The organism is Rhodococcus sp. Leaf247 (assembly GCF_001426185.1).
GTDB lineage: Bacteria > Actinomycetota > Actinomycetes > Mycobacteriales > Mycobacteriaceae > Rhodococcoides.
In genome coordinates, this window is the sequence record NZ_LMRP01000001.1 from 1,492,502 (window position 1) to 1,516,449 (window position 23,948).

Here is a 23,948-nt window from a genome sequence, read left to right on the forward strand (position 1 = left end):
TCCGTTCCCTGCCATTCAGGCGTACGGCATGCGTGCCGTCTCGGGATCGCCGAAGGTCACCGCACGCTCACGCCGGGTTCCCGACGCCAACGTTGCAGCCCAGTTGATCAACGTCCCCGCGCGGTTGCGGCGACCGGAAAGGAAGGCGATGTGGATGGCGCCCCATGCGGCCCACCCGACGAAGCCGGACAGCTGAATGGGCCCTGCCTGCAACAACGCGTTGCGACGCGCGATGTAGGCGGCGCTGCCGAGGTCGTGGTACTTGAACGGAGACGCCACACGGGATCCGCTCTCGATGGTCTTGGCGATCATCTTGCCGGCGTGCCGACCACCCTGCATCGCGACTTCGGCGACACCGGGCAGATCGTCGAGCGCGCTGACGTCGCCGACGACGTAGACGTTCGGGTGGCCCGCGACGGACAGGTCCTTCTCGACCGGGATGCGGCCACCGCGTGCCTGCGTCACGCCGAGCGCGGCGGCGAGGGTGTGCGCGAAGGGCACGGCTTCGACGCCCGCGGTCCACAGCACGGTGTGGGTGTCGTACGTGGTCTTCTGCTTGTCCGACTTACGGGTCACTTCGATGTGGTCGGCCTTCACGTCGGTCACGTGAACCCCGAGGTGCGTCTCCACGCCGATGCTGTCGAGCGTCTTCTGCGCCTTGCCCGACAACCGGGCGTCGAAGGACTCCAAGACTCGATCGCCGCCGTGGAAGAGCAGCACGCGGGCTTCGGCGGGGTCGATGGAGCGGAATTCGTGCTCGAGGGCGCCCACCGCGAGTTCGCGGATCTGGCCGGCGATCTCCACACCGGTGGGGCCGCCTCCGGACACGGCGAAGGTCAGCCACGGGCGCCGCTCCTCGGCGGTGGGCAGCGACTCGGCCATCTCGAACGCGCCGATCAGTTTCCGTCGGATCGCGAGGGCGTCGTCGACGGTCTTCATGCCCGGTGCGTACTGCGCGAACTCCTCGTTGCCGTGGTAGCTCTGCTGCATCCCGGCAGCGAAGACGAGGTAGTCGAACGGCAGCTCGAAAGTCGATCCGTCCATGCGCGACGCGGTGAGGGTGCGCCCCTCCATGTCGATTGCCGACGCCTCCCCGAGCGCGACATGGGTGTTCTCCTGCTTGCGCAGCAGGTGCCGCAACGGCGAGGTGATCGATCCCTCGGAGAGCAGCCCGGTCGCGCACTGGTAGAGCAGCGGCTGGAACACGTGGGACGTTCCGCGGTCGAGCACGGTGACGTCGCCGTCGATGTGCCGTAGTTGCCGGGCGGCGTAGAGACCGCCGAATCCGCCGCCGACGACGACGACGCTCGGGCGCTGTCGTGAAAGTTCATCAACCATGGTCGAAATCCTGCCACGCGAGGCCGCTGTGCTGTAACGAAGCGGGGCGTCGTCACGAACTTGTGAGTAGGTCTACCTTTCCCCATTCTTCCCAGCCGAGAGATACCAGTCGATGTTCCGTGTTGTGGGTGAGTGGTGGACTCGGCCGTTCGACTACTCCGCCATGCCCGGCTACATGGCGCAGCGCGGGCTGCAGCGGCCCTACCGCCGCATGATGGCCGCAGTGGTGCTCATGGTGGTGCTCGCCGGTTCCCTGCTGCTGTTCACCAGCGGGGCACCTCCCTCACCTTTCGCCCGCGCCGTGTTCATCGCCTGTCTGGTCACCGGCGCCGTGTCGGCGCTGCTGTGGCTCCGCGGGACGTGGCCGTCTCGTCGACAATCACTCGTCTTCCTGTTCGGCGACGACGTGGCGTTGGTGGTGGGGCTGTCGATGCTGGCCGACGTGCAGGCCTCGTTCACCGTGTCCGTGGTGTTCGCCTTGCTCGGCATCTACTGCGGCTACTTCCACTCGATCCGCACGCTCGTGGCGCACATCGCGCTGACGGTGGCCGTGTCCCTGTACTTCTTCGTCTCGGCCGCCGTGGAGGGCGGCAGAGACGTGGCCTACCTGTCCGTTCTACTGGTCGTGCAGTTGGCGCTGTTCCTCCTCGCACCGTTGCTCTCGCAGATCCCGCTGTCCAACCTGCGGGACGACGCGTATCAATCGGGCACCGATCCGCTGACCGGAGCACTCAACCGCCGGGGGCTCGGCGCGGTGGTGCACGCGCCATTGCTGGCGACGGCGCGCCACGACGAGGTGGTGGCGATGATGGTGATCGACCTCGACAGGTTCAAGGCGGTCAACGACCGCGTGGGCCACGACGGCGGCGACGAGGTGCTGCGACGGGTCACCGAACGGTTGCAAACCCGCACGAACACCTGGGCGTACGTCGCCCGTCTCGGCGGCGAGGAGTTCTGTGTCATCGGGATCGTGACGTGCGCGGAGATGCGGAACCGTCTCGACGACGTGCACGCCGCCGTCCGGTGCGACGCCGACGAGGTACCCGTCACGGCGAGTGCCGGAGTCGCCTGGATTCCGGGCAGCAGGTGGACCCGCAACGTCGACGATGTCGAAGTGCTGATCCGCCGCGCGGATCGCCTGATGTACGAGGCGAAGCGCGCGGGAGGGGACAGCCTGCGGTTCGACGAACAGGCGTACACCACGACGGACAACGCGCGCGCCTGACACCGGCGCGGACCTACACTCCGCTCATGCATGTCCTCTACGTCTGCACGGGAAACATCTGCCGATCCCCCACTGCGGAACGGCTGACCGCGGCGTTCGCCCGCGACCTGAGCCTGGACGTCACCACCGACAGCGCCGGCACTCGCGCCGTGATCGGCCACGGAGTGCAGGCCGAGGCGGCTCGCGTTCTCGAGTCCCTGGGCGGTGATCCCACGGGCTTCGTGGCACGCCGGCTCACCCCCGCCATCGCGTCCGGGGCGGATCTGGTGCTGACGATGACCTCCAGGCACCGGGACGAGGTGCTGACAGTGACGCCCCGCAACCTGCGGCGCACGTTCACATTGCTCGAGGCGGCGGAGTTTGCACGACGCACCGGGGTGATCGACCCGGCCGCGTGGGTCTCCGAGCGCGCGGCCAACCCGGTGACGCAACTCGACATCATGGATCCGATCGGTCAGTCGACCGACGTGTACGAGCGGGTGGGCGACGCCATCTCCGAGGCGCTCGGTCCGCTGTTCGAGATCTGGGGCGCTCGCTGATCGGAGTTCGTCCTGCTCCTCGCCGTCTCCCCGGTTACGGTATGACTCGGCTCGAGAGCACGGGCGGAAACGGAGCGCGGAGAAGATGCGTGAGAGAGCTGCCGTCGCCGTCGTGATGGGCATCGCCGCGGCCGCCCTGGCCGGTGGACTCACCGTCGCCGCTGCCGGCGGAGTCTTCGACGCGGATGTGCAGCGAGTGTCGCCTCCGGCCATCGACCGTTCCGCGGTCTCGGGCAGCATCTCCGTCGCCCCCACGGTGTCGGTGCCGCCGTCGCCGACGTGGCAGATCGCGCCCGTCACGACACCCCGGCCCACCACGACGCCTCCTCCGACCACCGCCGCAGCGACGACCGATGACGACGAGCCGACCACTACGACGCGGCGCACCCGGACCCGCACGACGACGACCACAGCCGACGCGGACGAGACCGAGTCCGGGGACAACTGACACGCGGAATACTCCGCCCACGGGCGCCGTTACTCTCATCGACGGTGTTCGATACCGATGCCCCGGGTACCAACCATCAGCCGCTGCGAGCGGCCACCTGCCGAGAGGCGAACCGGCGGACACCGTCGCCGACAACGAAGCCGCAGACCCCTGGTCTGCGGCTTTCGTCGTGTACGGGAGCGAGAGAAGCACCCTCGCCGGATGGGACGAGGGGCTTCTGGTCGTGGTCGGTCGGGTATCAGGACCCGAACGCGGAGAGCGGGATGCAGACGAAGCCGAGGTCGAGGCAGTTCGGCTGCTCCGGCTCGGGGGTGATGCCGTCGTCGTAAGTGATGGTGACAGCGTAGGAACCGGCGTTGTCGGCATAGTTGTCGGCGCCTGCCACGTCGTTGTAGGCGAATCGAATCGCGCCTACACCTGTCACTACCGTCGGTCCGGTTCCGGCGAGGGTCGGGGCGCCGTCACCCACCTTCACGACGAGAGCGCCGATCTGTTCGTTCGGCAGTGGGCAGGTGTCGCCGCAGAGTCCGTACCCGCCGGCCGGAGTCGTGGTCGCTTGCGGTTCGGCGGCGAAGAACGCGGTACCGGTCGCGGAGACGGTAGCCGTACCGGTCGCTGTCGCGACGACGCCGGAGTCCTGAAAACCTTCTGTTGCCGCCTGGAGGTCGAACTGGGACGTCACCACTGCTGCTGACGCGGTCGACGCTCCGAACAGGAGCGCTCCGAGTGCGAGCGGTACGGAAGCAGCGTAGAGAGCGGGCTTAGCGAATGTTCGAGAGGTCATCATTGGCCTTCCGTCACGCGCCGCGTGGTCGTACCAGACTGCACCCCCGCATACCGGTCATCGCGAACGGCGCAAACCGACTGTAGTGCAACTACTTTCACGTCAAAGCGGTATCACGATGATTCATTCGATCGAATGAAGCGACTTTCACGACACAATGGCGTGCCACCCTTCTTGCACGCACGCATTGCGAGGCAAACCTGCACGATTCTGTGAATCGACCCCAGAACGGAGGTGATTGCTTGATTACATGTGACACTCGGTCGATGGGGTGGGTGATCGTCGGCGTCGTGGCCGTCTGGATGCTGGTGGCAGTCGCGCTCAGCGTCTGGATCGGTTTGTCGTTGCGCAACGCCGAGATCGAGGACGAAGCCGACCGTGTCCGACGGAGCGAGCGCGACGGCCGCCAGACGCCGGCCGACCAGGACCCGGACTGGGAATCCGCAGCCTGAACCTCCCCGGTCGCGCCGGGTCGGAACGGAATCTGCGACTACGGACGGATCGGGCGCCGAGGCGCGATCGTCTCCGTCAGGACTGGTACGGGCGGCGAGGCGGCGGGCGCATTGTCGACCGACTCGGAACCTGCTCGGCCTCGTAACCGATGCCGTTGCCGTTGCCGTTCCCGTTCTCGGCTTGACGACGAGCAGCTCGGCCGCCGTGGCTCCGCGTCGGCTCGTAGCGAGGCACGGGGTAGCTCTCGGGGGCGGGCTCCGGCGTCGGTTCGGGGACGACGGGCGACGCCGCCGGCCGCACTGCGGCGGAGGGAGCGTCCTGACGGGCGACCGTGTTGTCGGTCTCGTAGTAGTGGCGGTAGTCGTAGTCCCGCTTGCCGCGCGACGGGGCCATCGTGAGGATTACACCGAGGACGGGCGCACCGACCTGCGTGAGATTACCCAGGGCGCGGGTCAATTCGTCGCGACGCGTGTGGCCGTGACGGGTGACCACGATGGCGCCGTCCGCATGCGCGGTGATGACGGACGCGTCGGTGACGGGCAGCAGCGGCGGTGCGTCGACGACGACGTAGTCGAAGGCGGAGCGCAGCGTCTCCATGACCGTGCGTGCGGCTTCGGAACCGAGCAGTTCGGACGGGTTGGGCGGCAACGGACCGGACGCCAGCACATCGACGCCGTGGAACTTGGTCGGCTGCAACACTTCCTGCACATCGGCCTGACCCGACAGCACCGTGGACAGGCCGACGGAGCCGACGAGTCCCAGGTACTTGGACACGCGCGGTCGGCGCAGGTCGCCTTCGACGAGGACGACACGGTGACCGGCCTCGGCGAGCACCAGGGCGAGGTTGACGGCAGTCGTGGTCTTGCCCTCGGCGGGAACCGCGGACGTCACCACGATGACTCGTGGCGGTGAATCCACCTCCAGGAACTGCAGATTGGTGCGGAGCTCGCGGAACGCCTCCGCGGTGCCGGACGAGGATTCGGCGAACGACAGGGCCGCCTCCTCCTTGATCGTCTTGTCGAACGGGACGATGCCCACGACGGGGACGCCGGACAGATCGGCCAGAGTCGAACGATCCTTGATGGTGTTGTCCAGGCGGTCGCGGATCACGGCCAGCGCGATTCCGAGGAGCAGACCGACGGCGATACCGAGTGCGAGGTTGCGCGTGGTCTTCGGGGACACGGGAGCTGCCGGAACCTGAGCCGGCTCGACGACGCTGACCTTCGCCAAGGCCGCTCCGCCGCCGGGCGGCGTCTCGAGATCCTCGACGAATCCGACGAAGGTCGTTCCGATGCCGTTCGCGAGATCTCGTGCAGTGGTGGCATTCGCGTCGGACACGCACGTGTCGATGAGCACGGTGTCGGGTGACGACGTCGTGCGGACCTTCGACGCCAGCGACGACGGGCTCATGGAGAGGCCGAGGCTGTCGATGGTGCGCTGCGCGACGCTCTCGCCGCCGAGGAGCTGGGTGTAGGAGGCGACGCGCTGCTGCGAGGCCAGGTTGCCCTGGTACACCTCGGTCACCGAGGACGACGACGAACCGGTGGAGACGTAGAGGCGCGTGCAGGCCTCGTACACGGGCGTGGACACGAGTGAGAACACCAAGGACGCCGCGGCGGCGACCACCGTGGTCAACACGATCACGATCCACCGCGCGCGGAGAATTCTCACGTAATCAGATATCTCCACCGAGACGACTCCTCACATCGATGACGGCCGGACCAAGTACCCCGACCACACATCTGGGGACAAACTTCTGGGATCACCTTAACCATGTCGTGACCATCGGGCATCTCGGGAACGTGACGAATACCCCACTCCGGTTTTTACGCGATAAATGTGAGAAATACCGATTTCCGGAATCGCGATCGGAGGCACGAGCACTGCATACTTCGGGCCACTCCGCTTGCCGTGTGGCACAGTTCACCATGTGACCAAGCTCGACCGCACCGACGCTCGACTACTGCTCGCGCTCTGCGACATCCCACGCGCCACCGGAGTCCATCTCGCCTCGGTCCTCGGGCTGGCTCGAAACACCGTCCAGGCCAGACTCTCTCGTTGGGACGAATCACATACTCTCGCGCCGATGGACCGGCTCGTCTCCCCTCGGGACCTGGGGTATCCCCTCCGCGCGTACGTGGGCGCCGTGACGGACCAACACCGCCTCGAGGCGGTCATCGATCGCCTGCGAGACATTGCCGAGGTGACCGAGGTGGTCGGTGTCTCGGGCGGAGCGGATCTGCAGATCGGAGTCTCGGCTGCCGACGCCGACGATCTGTATCGGGTGGCCGGACTCATTCTTGCGGTCCCCGGAGTCGAACGCACGACGGTCTCCGTGGTGATGCGTGAAGCTATTCCCTATCGCACCCGACCGCTGATCGAGAGACTTGCGAGCGAGAACGACAATTCCTGATTCCGTTCCCGTTACGTCCGCGCAAAACAAGGATTCGGCCCGACGGAAGCGCCCATCCGCCCCTCGACGCAGGTTCCACGCTGATACCGTCCGACAGGTGATACGCCCAGGTTCCGGCGGCCGCAGTCGTGGTCGGTCCCGGGCACCCTTGACCGACGTCGTCCGTCGCCGTATCGCTGTGCTCATTCCGACCTTCGCCGTTCCCGGCATCCTGACGATGTTCAGCGCGGCCGGCCCCGCCGCCGGCGCTCCTCGTATCGCCGCCATCGCCGTGCTGCTCTCCACCCTCCCCGTGGCCGCGGTGGTCGCTACCGCCCGCAAGTCGTTCACGTGGTGGCGGCGGGCCCGCACCCAGCGCGCGGTCGCCCTGGCCTTCACCGTCTACGCCGACGTGGGGACGTCGATCTTCCTTCTGCTCTGCAGCAGTCACGCTCTGGGTCTGGCCGGGTGTGCCCTGTTCGCGGTCATCAGCTCCTACGTCGCCTTCTTCGGCGGGCGCGCCACCGTGGTGGTGCACCTGGTGCTGACCACTGTCGTGATCGCGTGGATGACGGCACTGGTGTTGCGCGAGCAGCCGATCGGCGCGATGGCGACCATTGCGGCGGCCACCAGCATCTGGCTGGCCGTGAACGCGACGATGTCCATCGTCAGCACCACCTCGATGTCCCTGCACCGGCACCTCGAGCGCCAGATCGACAGCGCCCGGACCGATCCGCTGACGGGACTGCTGAACCTGCGCGGCCTCGAGGTGCAGGCGAAGCGTCAGCTCCGCGGTCGATCACAGGTGGGGTTCCTGCTCGTCGACCTCGATCACTTCAAGTGGGTCAACGACCATCACGGCCACATCGCCGGTGACGGCGTGCTCGCGCTCGCTGCGCAGCGCCTACGCGATCACCTGGGCGATCGCGCGGTGGTCGCCCGACGCGGCGGCGAGGAGTTCCTGGTGGTGCTCGACGCGCAGTCCACGGGACTGCACGCTCTCGCCGAGTCGATCCGTCTCGCACTGTCCGACACGGCCGACCTCATCCCCGTGACGGTGAGCATCGGGGTCTCGTGCCTCGACACCACGCGGATGACGGCGGCCCCCATCGCGTCGACCATCAACCATGGGATGCACCTCGCGGACATCGCGATGTACCGCGCGAAGGCGGCGGGCCGCAACACCGTGGTGGTGTACGCCGACTCCTGACCGTGCGTCGGTTTGCCGCACTCGTCCTCGGGTAGATCGCACGCGAGCTGTCACCCGACCGACGAGAGGACCGTCCCATGGCCGTCAATCCGATCGAACTGCAGAAGCACTTGGCCGGCGCGAACTACCCGGCGTCGCCGAAGGACCTGGCCGATCTCGCGAAGAGCAACGGCGCCGACGACGACGTGGTCGACGCACTGTCGTCCATGCCCGACGATCAATACGACGGACCCGACGCCGTCAGCGCCGCCATCACCACGAAGTAGGTCAGGAATCGAAGCGTCGCGGCGGAACCGGTGCCTTCGGCAGGTGAATGAGTTCGGAGGAACCGATGTCGGCCGGAGCCACGTTCTGCGCGGCGATGATCGCGGCGGCGTGCTTGCTGTCGGTGGTCCCGTGCGCGCGAGCCAGCCGCGCGAGCCGGATGCGCGCCTCCGTCGTCGAGTCCCCGAAGTATTCGGCGAGGACACCGGTTGCACCCGAGATCGCGGCCGCGCCGTTGAGCACCGACTGCACGGCGGACGTACCGTCCGTGCGGCGCACGTCGGTAGTGCTGGTGGTGAGTGCGAGAGAGGCCAGATCTGCCAGCATCTGCCCGAGCTCGTCGGGGCGTTCCGAGCCCCACGGGTTTGCAGTGTGGACGGCCAGCGATCCGAGTCCCACGCCCAGTGATGCGATGGGATAGGCGCGAACGGCGCCCATCCCCGACGACTGCGCCAGCGTCCGGTACGACTCCCACCGTCCGGTGCCCGGCACCGTCACGTCCCCGATCATGGCCACGGCCGTTTCGCGAGCGCTGGTCAGGACGGGTCCCGTCGTGAAGAGCCGGTCGTCGGTGACGACGTCTCCCACTGCGGATGTCGCCACGGCGTGCAGCGCGTCACCCTCCAACAAGGAGATGACGACGATCCGGGCGTCGAACCCGTTCAGAGCTGTCGTGGCGATGCGTTCGAGGAGCGCAGGAAGGTCGAAGTGCGTGACCAGCGTTGCCGTGATGTCGGCGACGGCCAGCCTGGTAGGCGTGGTGTTCACAGGGATCCCCCTCCGCTGTCGCGTTCGTCTTTCAAGCTGATCCGGCGGGCCACGACGTCGGCGGCCACCTCGGTGACGCTCCGACCTCGGGCGAAGGCGTGTGCCCGCAGGCGGTCCATCGCGACGTCGGTGGTCACAGCCAGTTGCACGGAGATCATGCCCGCTGCGACGTACACCTCGGCGCGGCTGTAGTGGCCACCGCCTTCGATGAACACGATGTCGTCCGGGTCGGTCTCGACGGCCTCGTAGGGAACGGCGTCACTGTCGGTCTCCCCCGCGTCGGACGCTGTGTAGTGGCCGAGCACCGATCGAGCGATGGCGAGCGCACACATACGGGCCGCGTCGTGCTCGACGTCGGTGAGGTCGACCGGGGTGGTGCGGTAGAGCTCGAGGACACCGGAACGACGACGATCCGCCCAGGAGCGGATAGGCGAACATCCCGCGCGCCCCCAGGGACGCTGCGCCCCGGCCGAAGATGGGCCAGCGCTGGGTGGAGTACGAGGACCTGATGTCGTCAACTCGCACCGGCTCGGCCGCATGGTGAGCATCGATGCACGGGCCCTCACCGATGGTGAACTGGAGTTCGTCGAGCTGCTGGGCGAGCGACGTGGTGGCGAAGACGAGTTCCCGGACATCGCGGGAGGAACCGAGCAGCGCCACCGCGGCACCGTCCACACCCGTCAGTCGAACGGATGTCTCGGTGACATGCCGGATGCCGGTGAACGAGAACACCGAATCGGGCTGTGCACCCTCGTGATCGGGGCAGGGACTCTCGGGGGATACATCCACGAGCGAACCTCCTCCACGGGCGCCCTGTGCGCCGACATCGATTGTCCCATGTACGACACCCGGTGCGGCCGTCCGAGGGGCGCTATTTCGTCGTGTTGCGCCCGATTCCCGAGCGGAGCAGCTTCCACGGCACAGCGGCCGACTCGAGCTGCACGGACAGGCTCATCTTCGAGGTGCCGTCGACGCGTTCCTCGAAGTGGATGGGCACCTCGGCGATGCGCATTCCGTGCTTGATGACGCGGTAGTTCATCTCCACCTGGAAGGCGTATCCGTTGCTTCCCACTGAGCCGACGTCGATGGTGCGCAGGGTTGCCGCACGCCAGGCCTTGAAGCCGGCGGTCGCGTCCTTGACCTTCAGGCGGAGGATCGTGTTGACGTAGAGGTTGGCCCACTTGGACAGGGCCTTGCGGTGCCACGGCCAGTCCTCGGCCACTGCGCCACCGGGCACGTAGCGGGATCCGAGTACGACGGCCGCGTCGGTGTCGGCGAGGGTCTGCACCATGCGCGGAATTGCCTCGCACGGGTGCGAGAGGTCGGCGTCCATCTGGACGACGATGTCCGCGCCCTCGTCGAGTGCGCGCAGGATGCCGGCGACGTAGGCGCGACCGAGACCGTCCTTGGTGGTGCGATGCAGAACACTCACCGGGATCGCTGCCTCGACGCCCAGCTTCTCGGCTACCTCACCCGTCCCGTCGGGCGATCCGTCGTCGACCACGAGAACGCCGAGGTTCTTCATCTGCAGGTCGGTGAGCATCCCGACCAGCTTCGGAAGGTTCTCACGCTCGTTGTACGTGGGTACGACGACGGTGATACGGGGGTCAGGAGAGGCTTCGGACACTGTGGAATGGTGCTGGATCAGCGCCGCGATCGCAAGAACCGGACATTCCGCGTCGTCACCACGTGGCGTCGACGGGAGAGCCGAGGGACCTGTCCCCGTACGTGCGACCCCGTCCACCGTCTCTTTTCGCGCTGTAGAGAAGGTGGTCTGCGCGATCGAGGCAGTCGTGAATGTCCTCGTCGATGCCCAGCATCGCCCAGCCGGCGGAGAACGTCTGTTCTTCCGGCATGACAGCGATCAGCCGGGTCAGAAGTGCGGTGACGCGCTCCGGGCCGCCATCGGGGACCGCCATTGCGAACTCTTCGCCGCCCCACCGAGCTAGCACGACGTCAGGGCCGAGCATCCGGGTTGCCGCATCGGCGAACCCGACCAGCAGGGCGTCTCCGGCCGCGTGACCGTGAGCGTCGTTGTACGACTTGAACAGATCGAAGTCGAGCATCGCGAGAACCAACGAGCCGTCGCCGACCAGCGACTGCACACGCTCACGCCAGCCCCTGCGGTTCAGCAGGCCGGTGAGGCCGTCCGTCATCACGGCCTGCGCGAGGGCGTCCTCCTTGGTGCGACGGTCGGTGATGTCGTGGATCACCGCCATCGTCCAGACGGCTCCACGGGCGTTGACGACGCTGGTGGTCGAGACCCATCCCCACCGGATCTCACCGTCGGGACGCACGTATCGCTTCTCGAGGCGCAGCACCTCACCGCGCCGATCGGCGTCGGCCGTGAGCTGTTCCATCCCGTGGTGCTGGGCGATGTCGTCGGGATGGGTGAATCCGCGTGAGGACAGGCCCGCGATGTCGTTCCACGCTCGACCGACCAGACGGCAGTAGGCATCGTTGGCCAGCACCAGCAATCCTTGCTCGTCGGCCAGCGCCATGGGAACGGTGCTGGCGTCGAACATTGCCTGGTACGTGCCCTCGTCCACCTGCCGAGAACTCATCTCACAAGCGTACGCAGGTCAGAGCGGTCGTCAGGTCCTCATTGCCCGGACGGCCGCCAGGGCGGTCGACGCGACGAAGGCCCAGACGGCAACGGGAGGGCCGCCGCCCACCATGAGTGTCAGCGTGGTGCAGAGAAGAAGGACCGACAGGGCCGCCCAGATACGTGCGTCGACGCGAGACGCCCTCACTTACGACCCCTGCCCTTGTGTCCGCGCGACACGTCGTCCGGATCTGCGACTGCGGTGCCGGAGATGACGCGCTCCTCGCACGATGTCTCCCCGCCTGCGATCTCACCGATCAGACCGCCTACGCCAGCTCCGACCGCGACTCCCATGGGCCCTCCCCCGGCGCCCAGCATTCCGCCGACGCTGGCACCTCCCATCGCGCCGGTCACCATCCCCGACGAGCACTCGTCGACGGCCGTCTCCAACGATTCGACGAAGTTCTGGAGAGGATCCGATGTGGTTGCTGCACTCGCAGTTCCCGCCCCCGCAACCGCTATCGAGACTGCTGCGAGCAGAGTGCCGACAATGCGCCTTGTATTCAAAATGTCCCCCGACGTCGTGGGGACTGACCGTCAGTTCCCCTGCGACATCAAGCAGAACAGCGGGGTCGGTGGCAGTCCATGACGTGGGCGCACGAACTGTGTTGCCCTACATAGGCGCATGATCCCCACCAGCAACCGGAGGCAACCGCATCACCCTAGCCACGCTCACAATCGGTCGCCAGACACGAGAGCGTTTTGATCAGTGCGCGATAACTCACGGAGGCCTCAGTAAAGGTTTGAACCACTGCGGCGTCGTAACGAGACCTCGCATCTACCGACTCGACGAGTGTTCGAACTTGTTCTTGCACGCGTGCTGGCTCGAACATATTTACGTTGTGGACGTATTCCTGCAAACCCAGGTCTTGGAAAGCTCCAAACCCCTTCCGTTCATAGGCAAGGTGAATGACGAGATGCCCGGCGCGGAGTGCCATCAACGCTGCGTGCAGACGGACTGCTACAACAACGCGCCGTTCACCATCGGGACCGTGGCCCAGCAATTCAACTTGCGACAGAATAGCTCTAGGCCCTAGCTCCACCATCGTCGTCCGGTCGCGATTAGCCCCTGCATCGCTTTGGACGTACCCGTCAAACTTCTTAAGTGAGTGAGCCAATGATTGAACCAATGGGGGAACCTCGCCGCCGATAGGGCGAACAGACAGCACAGGAACTACGTCAGGCGCCGTATTTGAATCACGAGTAGAGCTAACATCGGCTGTTAAGATCGCCATGTCCGAAGTTCGGACCGCGTTGGCAATATCGAGTTCTTGCATTGACCTGTCGTCTCGCAAATACACAACCTTCGCACGGCGAAGGATTGCACGTATCAGGGGCCCAGATCCACCCCTGAGCGGACCCACACTCTGCGGCAAATAGGCAACCGACTTTTTAGAAATCACCGCCGTTAGCAGCTGCGGTCCATGAACTAACAAAACCTTAGTTGCCTCCAAAAAGCTTCCAGCTCTGAGATACCCTCCGCCAACTCCGATTAAAACATCAAAACTATTCACCCTAAACAGCATCCGGATGTACTCGCGCCGGTATCCGGTACGGTTTGGCTTAGCATCGACAAACTTGACATCGGGGATGTCAAAGGAAGCTGGATAAGACGCGCACACCGTAATAGCCGCATCCGCGCCGAATGCTTCTCGCACCGCAGCTATTGATTCGCTAACGAGCAATCCGTCTCCGAGATTAGCCGCACTATACGCGTGTAAAATCAACACCTTGCGCCTCACTGGCCGCAAACTTTCCGATAGACGTCGAGATGAGACTTGATACTTACTTCCCAGCTGAAACGCGTCACCCAGCGCGGTCCTTCTTCAACGCAGTGCGCAAGCCAACCGGAATCGTTCAACGCGGAAGCTATCGAGTCGCCGATACCTTCGCTCGACAAGTCTTCGGAAATCCAGGAGGGGCCAGCGACCTCGGCTAGAGAGCCACGATCGGACGTAATGACCGGACGTCCGGCCGACAGAGCTTCGAGAACCGGAAATCCAAACCCCTCATAACGACTTGGAAAAACAAAAGCCGTACACGCTTTCATCAATGCATTCCTATCTGAATCAGACACAAAGCCGAGGTAGATTACGTGCGACGACGACTTGATCGCCGCCATCGTCATATCGTAATTCCAAGCCGGCTTACCTGCTATAACTAGCTTGAGACCCAACGATCTGACACCCGGCTCGTCCATCGCAGCGATAAGCGCTTCCAAGTTTTTACGCGGTTCGATATTACCGACGTACAGAAGGAACTCCGCAGGTATACGGTTGCGTACTTCCTCAGACAGCGGTTGCAGGACACCATTTAGGGTCATATGTTCGATCCCATGAGGAATTACAGCAATTCTCTCAATAGGAACGTCGAATACTTCTGCGATATCGCACGCCGAAGATTTACTCGGAGTTACCACAGCGACCGAAGTGCTAATGGCTCGGTGAACACGAGACCTCCAAACATACTCCTTGAGCGGACTACGCACGCCGTCAATCCAACGACTAGCTATTCCGTGCACAGTCACAACGGACGGCGTACCACCACCAATCAGGGAACCGGTGTCTGCCAAGTAGTGAATCAAATCGGCGGGAACTTGCCGTCGGTAACGCGCCGCATTCTCCTTGATCAAAGTCGAAAGCGGATTTTCGCCGGCCGGGATCTCAGCGGTAGACAGACCAGCGCGCTGGACGCCCGCCATCACGGCGCGCCCATAAGTTGTATTGCCGCCGACATTCCGGCTTACTATTCGCCCGGGATAAAGAACTCTCAAGAGGAAACTCCTTCGGCGTCATTAACAATTCCCTTACAGGCACGCAGCGGATTCGCCGAGATCTCAAAAACCGAAGGAAGCGGAAAACCCGCATATAGTCTTTGTAAGGCTTCGTGTTGTACGTCTCTTGAGTGAACGCGAGCTGATATGCCACAAAGGTCCCGCACTTTTTGCTGGTTTGCATCGTCGAGAAAAAACTCTCTAATCGACGAAGCCATTTTTTCTGCAGTATCCCCGCCCGATGGAAACCCTAGGCCAATTAATGTCGGTACGTCACGAGCTATTACCGGCGTACCATTCGCTACCGCCTCCAACAGCGTGACCGGTGCGCCCTCCCACGCAGCCCCGTGCACATAAACCCGAGACTGCCGAAGTAGCTTCATCACTTCCGAATTCGGCAACCAACCGCTGACTTCGATGCCTGCCGAGAGCAAGGCGTCTTTACCGCTAGCATCGCCATCGCCAACCCAAACCCACCGGAGATTCTTTTCCGTATGGCGCGCCACATCAGCAACGAAGTGTGGATCCTTCTGAGCGGTGATTCGACCAATAGTGATGATGTCGATACTGCCCGAGGCAACTACTGACTGTTCATCCGAATATTGTTCACCATCACCTATCACAACGTTTGGTAGGTACAGCACCTCCGTTCGCCGGGGCGACAATCGCCTGGCGAGTCTGTACTCGTAGGGGCTGATGGCAGCTACGACGTGCGCCCGACGCGCAAACGCCAATTCCATGACGAGGTATGTCAACCTACTCAAACGAGATACGTCCGCCCTAAGGAATGCAAAAGCATGAGGAGTATAAATCAACTTCAATTTCCGCGATGCGAGCAATCTATAGGCCCCAGCGAAACTCGAGTGTAGATGGACGATGTCCGGCGACAGACGCGTGACTTCTGCAGACACAGATGCGAAGAATTGCCGTAACGATCCTCGAACTAATTGCACGGGGCAACCTAGATCTGCGTGAGTCTCGTGTCCGGATCGTTCGCGCGCAATAACACTGTGTGTCACGTGAACCGGCGAATTCGCCACGTATGACGCGATCGCTGTCTGGATGCCGCCGCCAAACGCTTCGGTAACGTGCAGGACACGTACCGGTCCCAGGGCAGTGGTTACTGACGGAGTGTTCTCTATGTCATTCATGGAGCGAAACGACCTGACCACTAAATTCTTTGAAACCGCCCGCTTCGTCCCCGTAGGTTTCGATCCTGGACACTATGACTCCATCTGATCCGCCAGCAACCGAAGCTATGGGCCTAGCAACAATATACGGTAAGGTGGCAATTTCTTCACGTAGCCATCCAACAGAACCTGGCGAACACCTTTCGATAACGCACGCCTGTCCCATATTTCGCACAATGATCACATCCGGCGAAACACGAGGATAGCCGTTGAAGCATGCACCTGACACGTAGTTGGCAGTGTCGGAATGCCCGAAGCGAACGCCGGCCGGCCCCAAACTGGAGGCGGTCCATAGCTCACCGACTGGACCTTCTGACGCCACCATGTAAGAACCCTGGTTCTCATTTGATAACTCCCACTCCGCGTACAGGACCGCGGGAGCACTCGGCCCCGCGGCTACCCCTAGGAATCGTCTACGCATACTCCCGCTAGCGGTTGGTCCGACGACGTAGCCTAGGCGCCGGTCAATTCGATCACGACTCAAGCCATCGTTCAAGGACCACATCAGAACCCCGGACGCGTTGTAAACCGTATCGTCTACAAGATCGTATGTTGCATATCGGATAGGCGCTTGGTCACCGCTCGTCACCGGGTGGTAACCGATAGCTAGACGAACAGTCCGATTCTCTCCGCCTCCCTGAACCGCACTGAGATATGGAACTCGGTTGTTGGTCGATGCAAATAGCGTTTCCTCCTTACCCTGCCATTGAACTGAATTATCGCCTTTGTCAACCAGCAGGTTGCAGACGCTCCAGGTATAGAGAAACTTGCCGCCCTCGTCGTAGCGCACTCTGACGAGCAACTTAAATCGCCAAGAATTACTTGAAAGGACTGTGCCCACGCGGAACAGTTTGGCGTAACTAACAGTCCCACCGAGCTCGAGAGTAAACTCCGGGCCAAAGGATAGCGCTTCCGACGACCCAGCGATACCGCCGACGCGTACCCTCACAAGTCGATCGGCGTTGTGCAACGACCAAGCGGTGACCAGAGGAACGCCGGACTCCGCCCACACCGCGGGTCCGTTATGGTCGTCTACACCCGATCTGGCGACCCGTACTGACTGACTCGAAGACTCGCCAACAGCATTGACCAGTACGGATCCGTCTGATCCTGCCGCTCCGAAGTAGGTGATTCCCTCCATTCCCATCGCGGGTGGATCGATCCACCATCCTGTGATTGCGTTTTCAACCAGTCCAGTGACGTCGACGCTACTTCGCGACCCTCCTGTGCATGACGATGTCGCGGTGACGCAGACCGCTCCTATCATCATTTGCAGCAGCGTTCTCCTGGCGATCACAGTCTTGTCCCCAAGTTGTCATCAGATACAGGTGCTTGGCCGACCGCTGACGGCAATGAGTCGACCAACTTCCTAACCCCCCTCGACCCGTATTTCCCCGGGACTGCTGCCCACAATATTATGAAGAACAACACCCGCGTACGCGATGTAAATAGGAGGAACAACAAGCCGGAAGTTGCGTACGAGATTACAGATACCCAGGCTGCACCAATTATTCCAAACCGGTCAAGCACCAGAGCGTTCCCGATGATGTTAACGGCAGCGCCTGTTCCGTGCGAAACTAGACTGAACATATACAAATCCTCGACAATTAGCCATCTAGACAACGCTGTGCGCATAAAGAGAAACATTCCGCCGAAAATATGGATGGAGAGAATCGTGGAGCTAGCCTGGAAGGAATCGCCATAGAGTATCTGAATTATCCATTGGCTCGTCGCCATCACCGCCAGGGCTCCTCCGAGGCTTATCCATATCAGCAACCTGAGCAATCGCGTTAAGCCAATTGAGTAGGCGTCCCGATCTGATTTCGAGGATCGCACGAGTGCTGGAAACGACGCAGATACCAGCGCCATGGCCAGAACTGTCCAAGACTCGGATAGCCTCCCCGCTGCGCTGTAGATGCCTACCTGGCTTACAGATACCAATGCGGCGATCATGATCGAATCAATACGAAGGTTGACCTGAGCCAGAAAGCCAGAAATCATTATTGGCCAACTTCGGCCGAGCAATTTCGACATTTCTGACCGACGAAAGCCCGGGGTATAACTGATCGATTCAACTGCTCGGCGCGCAATCCGGCGGAAGAAGAACATTGCCGGTAAAGCGTAGAGGAGCATATAATCTAAAGCGTAACCCACAGCCAGCCATCGGATGTCACCGTTCAACAGCAGAACCAGCACCTTAGCGCCTGTTGCCACCGTAACCCCCGCGATATGCAGCCCGACCAATCGCTTGAAGTCGCTGTCTGCATTGAAGTTTGCTTCGAAAACATCTAGCGAGGTGAACAAGTAACCGAGCCCAATGATGGCCGTTAGAACCAATAACTCGGACGAATCGAAGTACCAGACGATCACCAACATCAACCCGTAGAGGATTAAGCCCAGTATGAGCTTGCCCACGACTACGGTAGTCATGACTACGCCACGTTTTTGCGGGTTTTCGATCAACTCCTTCACGAGTATTCCGCTCATACCCAATGCTGAAAACCCTAAAACAATAGTGCACACTGCGATTGCAGTAGTTATAGACCCTAAACCGTCAGGCCCATAGACCCTGGCGACGAAGACTCCGACCAGCAGCGCAGCACCCATTCGGACCACGCTGTCTGTCAACAGGACGGCAGCATTGCCCCCCGTACCGAGTCGCGGAGCCGCGCTCAAGCCGAGTCCCGATTTCTTGGTGGAGTCGTATTGTTCGCGACTCTTCTTGCCGCCTCAGCCATAAGACCGTGTCGCATCCAACGACTTTTTCCCAGAATATGGGGTCAATCCGGTCGGGTCTGCATACCCGAAGGCCACCAGCATAATCACCCGTTCGTACGCCTCTAACCCCAGCAGTTCGGCCATTTTCGATTCGCGTTTCGGAATGTCCGGCCAATTAATGCAACAGCTGGATACGCCGGCGGCTTGAAGAGACAACACAAAGCTCATCGACGCCAACGATGCGTCTATATAGATGAGATGCCTGTCCCGCTCATCGAAGTACGCTGACTGGTCTCCGACGAAGACGGCAACATTTCTCACGCTGTCTAGATATCCTGCGGTTCCCATAGCCAACGCGGCGACTTTCTGCGCGCTGTCGGCATCATCGAAGATTCTCACATGCCACGGGACCCGGTTGCACGCGGTTGGGGCCTGGAGCGCAGTCGCTACACCCACGTCAACTACTTCCCGGGGCACCCTTTCCGGCGTAAACCATCTAACAGACGTCCTCTGGCTAGCGAGTGTTTCAAGGTCGGTCTGATCGAACGGCGACTTCTGGTGACCGACTGGGTACGGTGCGCTTTCGCCACCATTCGCCTCCAGCAGGCCTGAAGACGTCACACTACCGACTGCACGCTTGACGCGACTGTCGTCACTCAATTCAGTTGCGTCGGCATAGGTAGCAAGTACGGAGCCGATCCATTCTCGCTCCTCTATGTCGAGCACCGGAGACAGGTTCACGAAGGCCCTTACAGTGGCCTCGATGTACGAGGCTGCAAAAGTTTGCCTGCGCGGGCGCATACACAAGCCCTTTTCGATCATATGAACGTGCCTACGCAGTTCGAATTTCTGCTTCGCAGTTGCTGATTCTCGGTAATATTTCCTGGCGCCTGCGTGAAACGCCGCTTTTTCCCGACGGTAACTCTTAGGTCCACGGGTGTACAAGAGACGCGTTAACCGATACCCGTCGTCAAAGTACCACCGACGCATAATCTGCTCGGCTTGGGCTGCCCGTTCGCCGACATCCCTGGGAAGCAGTCGCTTCACCCCACGCTTAATGACAACCTTCATGAAGAACTCCCCAAAGTGCGGTGGACCTGCAGCCACATTTCAGCCACAGATTTCTTGATCTCCGCTCCGCGAAGCCTCAAGTTTTCAGCACCACTTTTGTCGCTTAACACGTTTGTCACATACTCATTTAGATCCTCGCCGTCATGCGCCACCCAATGTCTTACGCCGTAATCTGCAAACAATTCTGCGTACTTGTGGGACCAACCGAGGCCAACGGTTGGGCGTCCAGAGGAGAGCGAACCTACCAACGCGTGGAAGCGGCTGCCGACAACAATCTCCGCCGCACCCAGAAAGCCCTTGATCTCAAGTGGATCGGAAGTCCAGTACACCTCCGCGTTGGACCCTTCAACAATCTGTTTGGCCAGGTTAATGTCCGTCGACTCATGTGGCGCGACGACCGGCCGGAGCCCTAATCGTGCCAATGTACCAAGTACTTGTCGCGATGTACGAATGTAATCGCTCATCGACCTCGTGCCGTGCGTGACAAGCTTCGAATTTGGGACGAGAACGCCGAATGGACCAGCCGGCAACTGCCGGGGAGCGGTGCCGGCCTCAAGCACCGTAAAGTCGGGGCACAAACGAAGTCGGCTAGAACGCAGTCCTAGGTCTATGAGATACTGCATACTAACTTGGTCGCGTGCGTAAACGAGGTCTGCTTGCTGCAGGAGTTTCCGACTGTACTTTGCCGTCGTAGGGTCACGGAAAGGTCCGAAGGCCTGCGGAAGGAACACTCTAGGGGTCCCGTTTCGACGCCACAGCGGCACTAACGACGCTTCTCGCCGAGCGCGCAGCGGACCGAATGCGTCAGAATATGCGAAGCCAGACGCATCTAACACGCCTGTTAGATCTATCATTCGCGTCATCCCGAAAAGCTCAGTCCCACGCTTCGGCAGCAGCGATCCCCCCAGTGCTGAAAGTCTTGCTGCTTGATCAAGCAAAACAGTCTGGCGTAGTCCCAGCGCCGCGCGATCCTCAAACGACGAACCGTTCGGACTAGTGGCCGGCAACATGTCAGCGTCAAGTTGATTGACGATGGCCACCAACATCAAGTGGGCGCCTTTGTTGTGGGTATTGACGCCCCGAATGTCGATACTCATTATTGAGACACTTTCTTGTCTTTGGCCGAGGTGGCCCTACGAGATTCTGGCTTAAAAAATCTCTCGGTCGCATGTGATTCCCGCTTAACGACGTATGCTATTACGATGAGCACGAGAATCGTGGCCGTGAACCGGCCTTGCATCCAGTAAATAATTCGAGGCAGTTCAATCAATCCCACGTAACAAATCGGCAATGCAACCAGTCCGAATATCGATCCCGTTCGAAAAGAGCGATACACAATTGCTATCGCAAATCCACCGATCAACCAGTAAACGAACATTTGCATCAGTCCTAGTTCCGCAGCTGTCACCGCGAACGATCCAGGGTTGTTGAATTCGGGATTGGCTTCGGATGTAAGGGTCCACCGCCACCATGTTCTGACGCCAAGCGATCCAATCTCTGGAGTTCCTAAAATAGAAGATAGTAAAGGTGCATCCCATACCGACGCGAAAGAATACAGCGGTTCAGTATTCACTTTCGGATAAAAATCATAGAACAGAGCGCTATTGTTGACAGACGTAGCATAGTAGCCGCTGAGCCGTTGTGTTACGAATTCCGCATAGCTACCGTCGAACGAGTTCTTATAGGAAGCCCAGCTTCTTCCATATTCAAAAACTGCAAAGATGGCCCACAGAATAGGCAGAGCTGCTGCTGGTGCCCATTTTCCGAGGCTAGTCCTCCAGATGGATCTCGGGTGTTTCGGAAGTGCCATAGTAATGAATGCGAGTGGAAGAAGAACTTCAATTAGAGCAAGGCGCTCACCATAGAAAAGCGCTCTGACTGCAGCGAGGAACACAACCGTCAAAATAATGCGACGTGTACTTCTTATCGATGACCGCAGTAGCAGAACTTCTAGGACAATGATTGCGGGACCCAATTGGGTAAAAGACGTGAGGCCGCCTACGGGCGCCGCGCGATCCTTGACCCCGGAGACGGCACCTCTCTGAAATCCGAGCACAGCTTCTATATCTGCGCTGCTCAGCCCGCCTCTGACCGCGAGCACACCCCAAACCGCGTATGACATCAGGAGAAGCCCGAAAGCTACGGTGCTGATTCGATTAAGAGAGTGCAGCAAAGTCCATGAAAGCGACACTTCTTTAGGCGCCTTCGGAGCTTTGACAAGAGCCAAGAATGCAAATCCGAGCGCCATCGCTATCAAACCAAGCGCCATCACAGTCACGGTGTCGAGGTCTATAAACTTTTGCACGCGCCACAATGCATATTGCTGCGGAGTTGATCGGTAGGCGTATAGGACAATAATGGGGAGTAAGACGGCAATGACCCAAAGCGGATTCATCCACCAGTAGCTTCGGAATACAAGCTTTTTGGGTGCGTTCTGCATGTCGTACGAATCGGTCACCTGATGCCCCCGCCTATCTTTGATTCAACTAAAGGACGCAGTATCGATTTTAATTGATCTGCACGAGTGTCCCAGTCGAATTCCCTCGCATGTGCGACGCCCGCTGCGGTCCAGTTGCCAGCCAGTGCACGACCGGCTTGTAGGGCAATATCTGACTCACCTTCCCAGAGCCATGTCAGCGGTGCGTTACGTGTGCTCAATTCGGTTGTGCGTGTTCCCGCTACTGCGAGGCCAGCTGACAGATACTCATAGAATTTCATCGGACTGCGGCCGGCATTCAGGGTGTTCGAGTTGAACGGCAAGAGGCCGACTCGTGCCTGTGAGAGTAGTTTCGGCGTGTCGAGATATGGCTTCGCGCCCACGCAGGCGATATTAGACGGGAGGTTCGCTCTATGAGTTGTTAAGGGGCCGACCAGTGTCACCGGCTCATTCGGATACGTTTCGGCGATCGAAATTACGGCATTCCAATCGAATCTTGTGTCGATGGCACCAACGTAAACGAAGCCGCGACGGTCTTTCCAAGGCATTGCGGTACCTGATGATTCAAATAGGTTGGCGTCCACTCCATTCTCCAAGACAAATTTAGCTACAGCAGATCTCGGTTTCGTCTGCTCGACTACCGTATCCAGTGTGAAACGTGATGTAGCTACAATTGCGTCCGCTATACCCACAACGCGCCGCTCTGCTCTAGCGAGGGCACCGCTCGGGTGAATATCTGTCGGGCGATACACGATCAAGCTTCTTGAGCCGTAGTCCCTCGCTATTCGACGTGCGGTAGCGGAAAACAAGGGCTGATCGACGAGGACTACAACACTCGATACGTCATGCGCAGAAAGCGTGGAGGAAACCCAGGTCGCGGTTTGCCCTCGCACACCAAACTTGGGCGGCCATACCTGTCTTGGCACGAGATCAAGTACATGACCTCTGTTCACCGGCCCGGAAGCAGATGCAGAATATCGGCGAGTATCCGTCTCGTGACGCACCCTAGCTTGTAGGGAGGAAACTGGTGTTGAGGCATGAAGGACAACCGCCTCCTGCTCCGCTTTCGCGATCCTCTCCGAGAGATGATGGCTGCCAACCCGCACCCCGCCATCGAAGTAACTGTGACTCAAAAATACGTACCCGAGACGATGCAAGGAGCACTCACAATCTTCCGCGATCTTTCGGTCCTGTTCGGCCGCCGATGGCCCCAGCAAGTAGCTTCGCTCCCGGTGAATGTTCGTCAGTCAGTTCGACGTCACTCGGCAAGCCCTGTACGACTACGATTTCGACCTCCCGCCGGGCCACTGTTGCATCGGACTGCGTAAGAATACGGTCGAACCCGCCCCGAGGCGACTCGGACGATTGCACGCTCTCGATGAGGGGTGTCGATTCGGCGATTGACTGGTTCGGACCGATGCAATCGTCGAAACCTCAATTTGAGTGCACCAGTTGCGACCAGCTCCCCAGTTTGCTCCCTCGGACTGGTCACATGGCAGGTGCGCGGGTGGTAGGCGTCGCCGTCGCGAAAGTGGCTTCGAGCTGGCTTCCTGCCGCCCGCTTACCGTTCAGCTGCCGTGTGGCTGGCGTCGTCATCCGCTGATGCAGACAACCGCTATGCTGAAGCGGCCCGGTTAGCTGGTGCTTCCAATATTTCTCAAAGTGAAGTCTCCAGAAAGGCCCCGTGCGGCGCCGTGAACAAAGAGTGGGGCGAATCACACAAGACGGCTTGC

Annotated in this window: 25 protein-coding genes; 7 read left to right on the forward strand and 18 right to left on the reverse strand. The window is 61.1% G+C overall.

Annotated features, from left to right (window positions below; translation table 11 throughout):
* Positions 1-15: 15 nt before the first annotated feature.
* The gene (locus tag ASG64_RS06955) at positions 16-1,338 is read right to left on the reverse strand and encodes an NAD(P)/FAD-dependent oxidoreductase (RefSeq protein ID WP_056071416.1); all 1,323 of its coding nucleotides are present in this window, start codon (positions 1,336-1,338) and stop codon (positions 16-18) included.
* A 112-nt stretch (positions 1,339-1,450) separates the two neighbouring features.
* On the opposite strand from ASG64_RS06955, the gene ASG64_RS06960 reads away from it, so the two are divergent.
* The 3 genes from ASG64_RS06960 to ASG64_RS06970 all read left to right on the forward strand — a co-directional run bounded on the left by ASG64_RS06960 (position 1,451) and on the right by ASG64_RS06970 (position 3,550).
* Positions 1,451-2,563 carry a GGDEF domain-containing protein gene (locus ASG64_RS06960; RefSeq protein WP_082518162.1) on the forward strand — a complete coding sequence of 371 codons (1,113 nt, stop codon included), beginning with the start codon at positions 1,451-1,453 and terminating at the stop codon, positions 2,561-2,563.
* Positions 2,564-2,589: 26 nt separating this feature from the next.
* Positions 2,590-3,102, forward strand: coding sequence for an arsenate reductase/protein-tyrosine-phosphatase family protein (locus ASG64_RS06965; RefSeq protein ID WP_056071422.1), 513 nt, complete (start codon positions 2,590-2,592; stop codon positions 3,100-3,102).
* Between the two features lie 85 nt (positions 3,103-3,187).
* Positions 3,188-3,550, forward strand: coding sequence for a hypothetical protein (locus ASG64_RS06970; protein WP_056071425.1), 363 nt, complete (start codon positions 3,188-3,190; stop codon positions 3,548-3,550).
* Positions 3,551-3,788: 238 nt separating this feature from the next.
* On the opposite strand, the gene ASG64_RS06975 is transcribed toward ASG64_RS06970, so the two are convergent.
* On the reverse strand, positions 3,789-4,334 hold the full coding sequence (locus tag ASG64_RS06975) for a LecA/PA-IL family lectin (protein ID WP_162245368.1): 546 nt from the start codon (positions 4,332-4,334) through the stop codon (positions 3,789-3,791).
* A 266-nt stretch (positions 4,335-4,600) separates the two neighbouring features.
* Between ASG64_RS06975 and ASG64_RS21505 the strand changes: the two genes are divergently transcribed.
* Positions 4,601-4,786 carry a hypothetical protein gene (locus ASG64_RS21505; RefSeq protein WP_156388273.1) on the forward strand — a complete coding sequence of 62 codons (186 nt, stop codon included), beginning with the start codon at positions 4,601-4,603 and terminating at the stop codon, positions 4,784-4,786.
* Positions 4,787-4,862: 76 nt separating this feature from the next.
* Here the strand turns inward: ASG64_RS21505 and ASG64_RS06980 are convergent, their stop codons facing one another.
* Complete coding sequence (locus ASG64_RS06980; protein WP_082518164.1) at positions 4,863-6,476, reverse strand: polysaccharide biosynthesis tyrosine autokinase; 1,614 nt, start codon at positions 6,474-6,476, stop codon at positions 4,863-4,865.
* Positions 6,477-6,717: 241 nt separating this feature from the next.
* Here ASG64_RS06980 and ASG64_RS06985 point away from each other — a divergent pair, with 241 nt between their 5' ends.
* The 3 genes from ASG64_RS06985 (at position 6,718) to ASG64_RS06995 (ending at position 8,655) form a co-directional block, all read left to right on the forward strand.
* Complete coding sequence (locus tag ASG64_RS06985; RefSeq protein WP_056071434.1) at positions 6,718-7,200, forward strand: Lrp/AsnC family transcriptional regulator; 483 nt, start codon at positions 6,718-6,720, stop codon at positions 7,198-7,200.
* 97 nt (positions 7,201-7,297) lie between these two features.
* Positions 7,298-8,389, forward strand: coding sequence for a GGDEF domain-containing protein (locus ASG64_RS06990; RefSeq protein WP_156388274.1), 1,092 nt, complete (start codon positions 7,298-7,300; stop codon positions 8,387-8,389).
* 77 nt (positions 8,390-8,466) lie between these two features.
* Positions 8,467-8,655 (forward strand): DUF2795 domain-containing protein, encoded by a 189-nt coding sequence (locus tag ASG64_RS06995; protein ID WP_056071440.1) that lies wholly within the window; start codon positions 8,467-8,469, stop codon positions 8,653-8,655.
* A 1-nt stretch (position 8,656) separates the two neighbouring features.
* Here the strand turns inward: ASG64_RS06995 and ASG64_RS07000 are convergent, their stop codons facing one another.
* The 15 genes from ASG64_RS07000 to ASG64_RS21520 all read right to left on the reverse strand — a co-directional run bounded on the left by ASG64_RS07000 (position 8,657) and on the right by ASG64_RS21520 (position 22,967).
* Entirely contained in the window at positions 8,657-9,421 is a 765-nt protein-coding gene (locus tag ASG64_RS07000) for a GAF domain-containing protein (RefSeq protein WP_056071442.1), read from the reverse strand.
* Positions 9,418-9,726: an ANTAR domain-containing protein gene (locus ASG64_RS07005; protein ID WP_056071445.1), complete on the reverse strand. Its 309-nt coding sequence runs from the start codon at positions 9,724-9,726 to the stop codon at positions 9,418-9,420. The genes ASG64_RS07000 and ASG64_RS07005 overlap by 4 nt, the downstream gene beginning before the upstream one ends.
* The gene (locus ASG64_RS07010) at positions 9,680-10,210 is read right to left on the reverse strand and encodes a GAF domain-containing protein (protein ID WP_056071449.1); all 531 of its coding nucleotides are present in this window, start codon (positions 10,208-10,210) and stop codon (positions 9,680-9,682) included. Before ASG64_RS07010 ends, ASG64_RS07005 begins: the two co-directional genes overlap by 47 nt.
* 82 nt (positions 10,211-10,292) lie before the next feature.
* On the reverse strand, positions 10,293-11,048 hold the full coding sequence (locus tag ASG64_RS07015; protein WP_056072857.1) for a polyprenol monophosphomannose synthase: 756 nt from the start codon (positions 11,046-11,048) through the stop codon (positions 10,293-10,295).
* A 55-nt stretch (positions 11,049-11,103) separates the two neighbouring features.
* A complete protein-coding gene (locus ASG64_RS07020) occupies positions 11,104-11,985 on the reverse strand; it encodes a GGDEF domain-containing protein (protein ID WP_056071452.1) in 882 nt (293 codons plus the stop codon).
* A 30-nt stretch (positions 11,986-12,015) separates the two neighbouring features.
* Positions 12,016-12,174: a hypothetical protein gene (locus ASG64_RS21510; protein WP_156388275.1), complete on the reverse strand. Its 159-nt coding sequence runs from the start codon at positions 12,172-12,174 to the stop codon at positions 12,016-12,018.
* Positions 12,171-12,416 (reverse strand): hypothetical protein, encoded by a 246-nt coding sequence (locus ASG64_RS07025; RefSeq protein WP_056071454.1) that lies wholly within the window; start codon positions 12,414-12,416, stop codon positions 12,171-12,173. Before ASG64_RS07025 ends, ASG64_RS21510 begins: the two co-directional genes overlap by 4 nt.
* Positions 12,417-12,688: 272 nt before the next feature.
* The gene (locus tag ASG64_RS21160) at positions 12,689-13,768 is read right to left on the reverse strand and encodes a polysaccharide pyruvyl transferase family protein (RefSeq protein WP_082518166.1); all 1,080 of its coding nucleotides are present in this window, start codon (positions 13,766-13,768) and stop codon (positions 12,689-12,691) included.
* Positions 13,765-14,799: a glycosyltransferase family 4 protein gene (locus ASG64_RS21165; RefSeq protein ID WP_235579512.1), complete on the reverse strand. Its 1,035-nt coding sequence runs from the start codon at positions 14,797-14,799 to the stop codon at positions 13,765-13,767. Before ASG64_RS21165 ends, ASG64_RS21160 begins: the two co-directional genes overlap by 4 nt.
* On the reverse strand, positions 14,796-15,950 hold the full coding sequence (locus tag ASG64_RS21170; RefSeq protein WP_156388277.1) for a glycosyltransferase: 1,155 nt from the start codon (positions 15,948-15,950) through the stop codon (positions 14,796-14,798). The genes ASG64_RS21165 and ASG64_RS21170 overlap by 4 nt, the downstream gene beginning before the upstream one ends.
* A 1,332-nt stretch (positions 15,951-17,282) precedes the next feature.
* Complete coding sequence (locus ASG64_RS07035) at positions 17,283-18,665, reverse strand: flippase (RefSeq protein ID WP_268793317.1); 1,383 nt, start codon at positions 18,663-18,665, stop codon at positions 17,283-17,285.
* A 54-nt stretch (positions 18,666-18,719) separates the two neighbouring features.
* On the reverse strand, positions 18,720-19,778 hold the full coding sequence (locus ASG64_RS07040) for a nitroreductase family protein (protein ID WP_082518172.1): 1,059 nt from the start codon (positions 19,776-19,778) through the stop codon (positions 18,720-18,722).
* Positions 19,775-20,875 carry a polysaccharide pyruvyl transferase family protein gene (locus ASG64_RS21175; protein ID WP_082518174.1) on the reverse strand — a complete coding sequence of 367 codons (1,101 nt, stop codon included), beginning with the start codon at positions 20,873-20,875 and terminating at the stop codon, positions 19,775-19,777. Before ASG64_RS21175 ends, ASG64_RS07040 begins: the two co-directional genes overlap by 4 nt.
* Entirely contained in the window at positions 20,875-22,236 is a 1,362-nt protein-coding gene (locus tag ASG64_RS21515) for an oligosaccharide repeat unit polymerase (RefSeq protein WP_156388278.1), read from the reverse strand. Before ASG64_RS21515 ends, ASG64_RS21175 begins: the two co-directional genes overlap by 1 nt.
* The gene (locus ASG64_RS21520) at positions 22,233-22,967 is read right to left on the reverse strand and encodes a hypothetical protein (protein WP_156388279.1); all 735 of its coding nucleotides are present in this window, start codon (positions 22,965-22,967) and stop codon (positions 22,233-22,235) included. The genes ASG64_RS21515 and ASG64_RS21520 overlap by 4 nt, the downstream gene beginning before the upstream one ends.
* Positions 22,968-23,948 lie beyond the last annotated feature (981 nt).

Bases quoted from the DNA above. Each gene is read 5' to 3' on its own strand.
- ASG64_RS06995 (WP_056071440.1), top strand. From the start codon at position 8,467: ATGGCCGTCAATCCGATCGAACTGCAGAAGCACTTGGCCGGCGCGAAC.
- ASG64_RS07040 (WP_082518172.1), bottom strand. From the start codon at position 19,778: ATGAAGGTTGTCATTAAGCGTGGGGTGAAGCGACTGCTTCCCAGGGAT.
- ASG64_RS21175 (WP_082518174.1), bottom strand. From the start codon at position 20,875: ATGAGTATCGACATTCGGGGCGTCAATACCCACAACAAAGGCGCCCAC.
- ASG64_RS06955 (WP_056071416.1), bottom strand. From the start codon at position 1,338: ATGGTTGATGAACTTTCACGACAGCGCCCGAGCGTCGTCGTCGTCGGC.
- ASG64_RS06975 (WP_162245368.1), bottom strand. From the start codon at position 4,334: ATGACCTCTCGAACATTCGCTAAGCCCGCTCTCTACGCTGCTTCCGTA.
- ASG64_RS06965 (WP_056071422.1), top strand. From the start codon at position 2,590: ATGCATGTCCTCTACGTCTGCACGGGAAACATCTGCCGATCCCCCACT.
- ASG64_RS06970 (WP_056071425.1), top strand. From the start codon at position 3,188: ATGCGTGAGAGAGCTGCCGTCGCCGTCGTGATGGGCATCGCCGCGGCC.
- ASG64_RS07020 (WP_056071452.1), bottom strand. From the start codon at position 11,985: ATGAGTTCTCGGCAGGTGGACGAGGGCACGTACCAGGCAATGTTCGAC.
- ASG64_RS21170 (WP_156388277.1), bottom strand. From the start codon at position 15,950: ATGAATGACATAGAGAACACTCCGTCAGTAACCACTGCCCTGGGACCG.
- ASG64_RS06960 (WP_082518162.1), top strand. From the start codon at position 1,451: ATGTTCCGTGTTGTGGGTGAGTGGTGGACTCGGCCGTTCGACTACTCC.
- ASG64_RS21505 (WP_156388273.1), top strand. From the start codon at position 4,601: ATGGGGTGGGTGATCGTCGGCGTCGTGGCCGTCTGGATGCTGGTGGCA.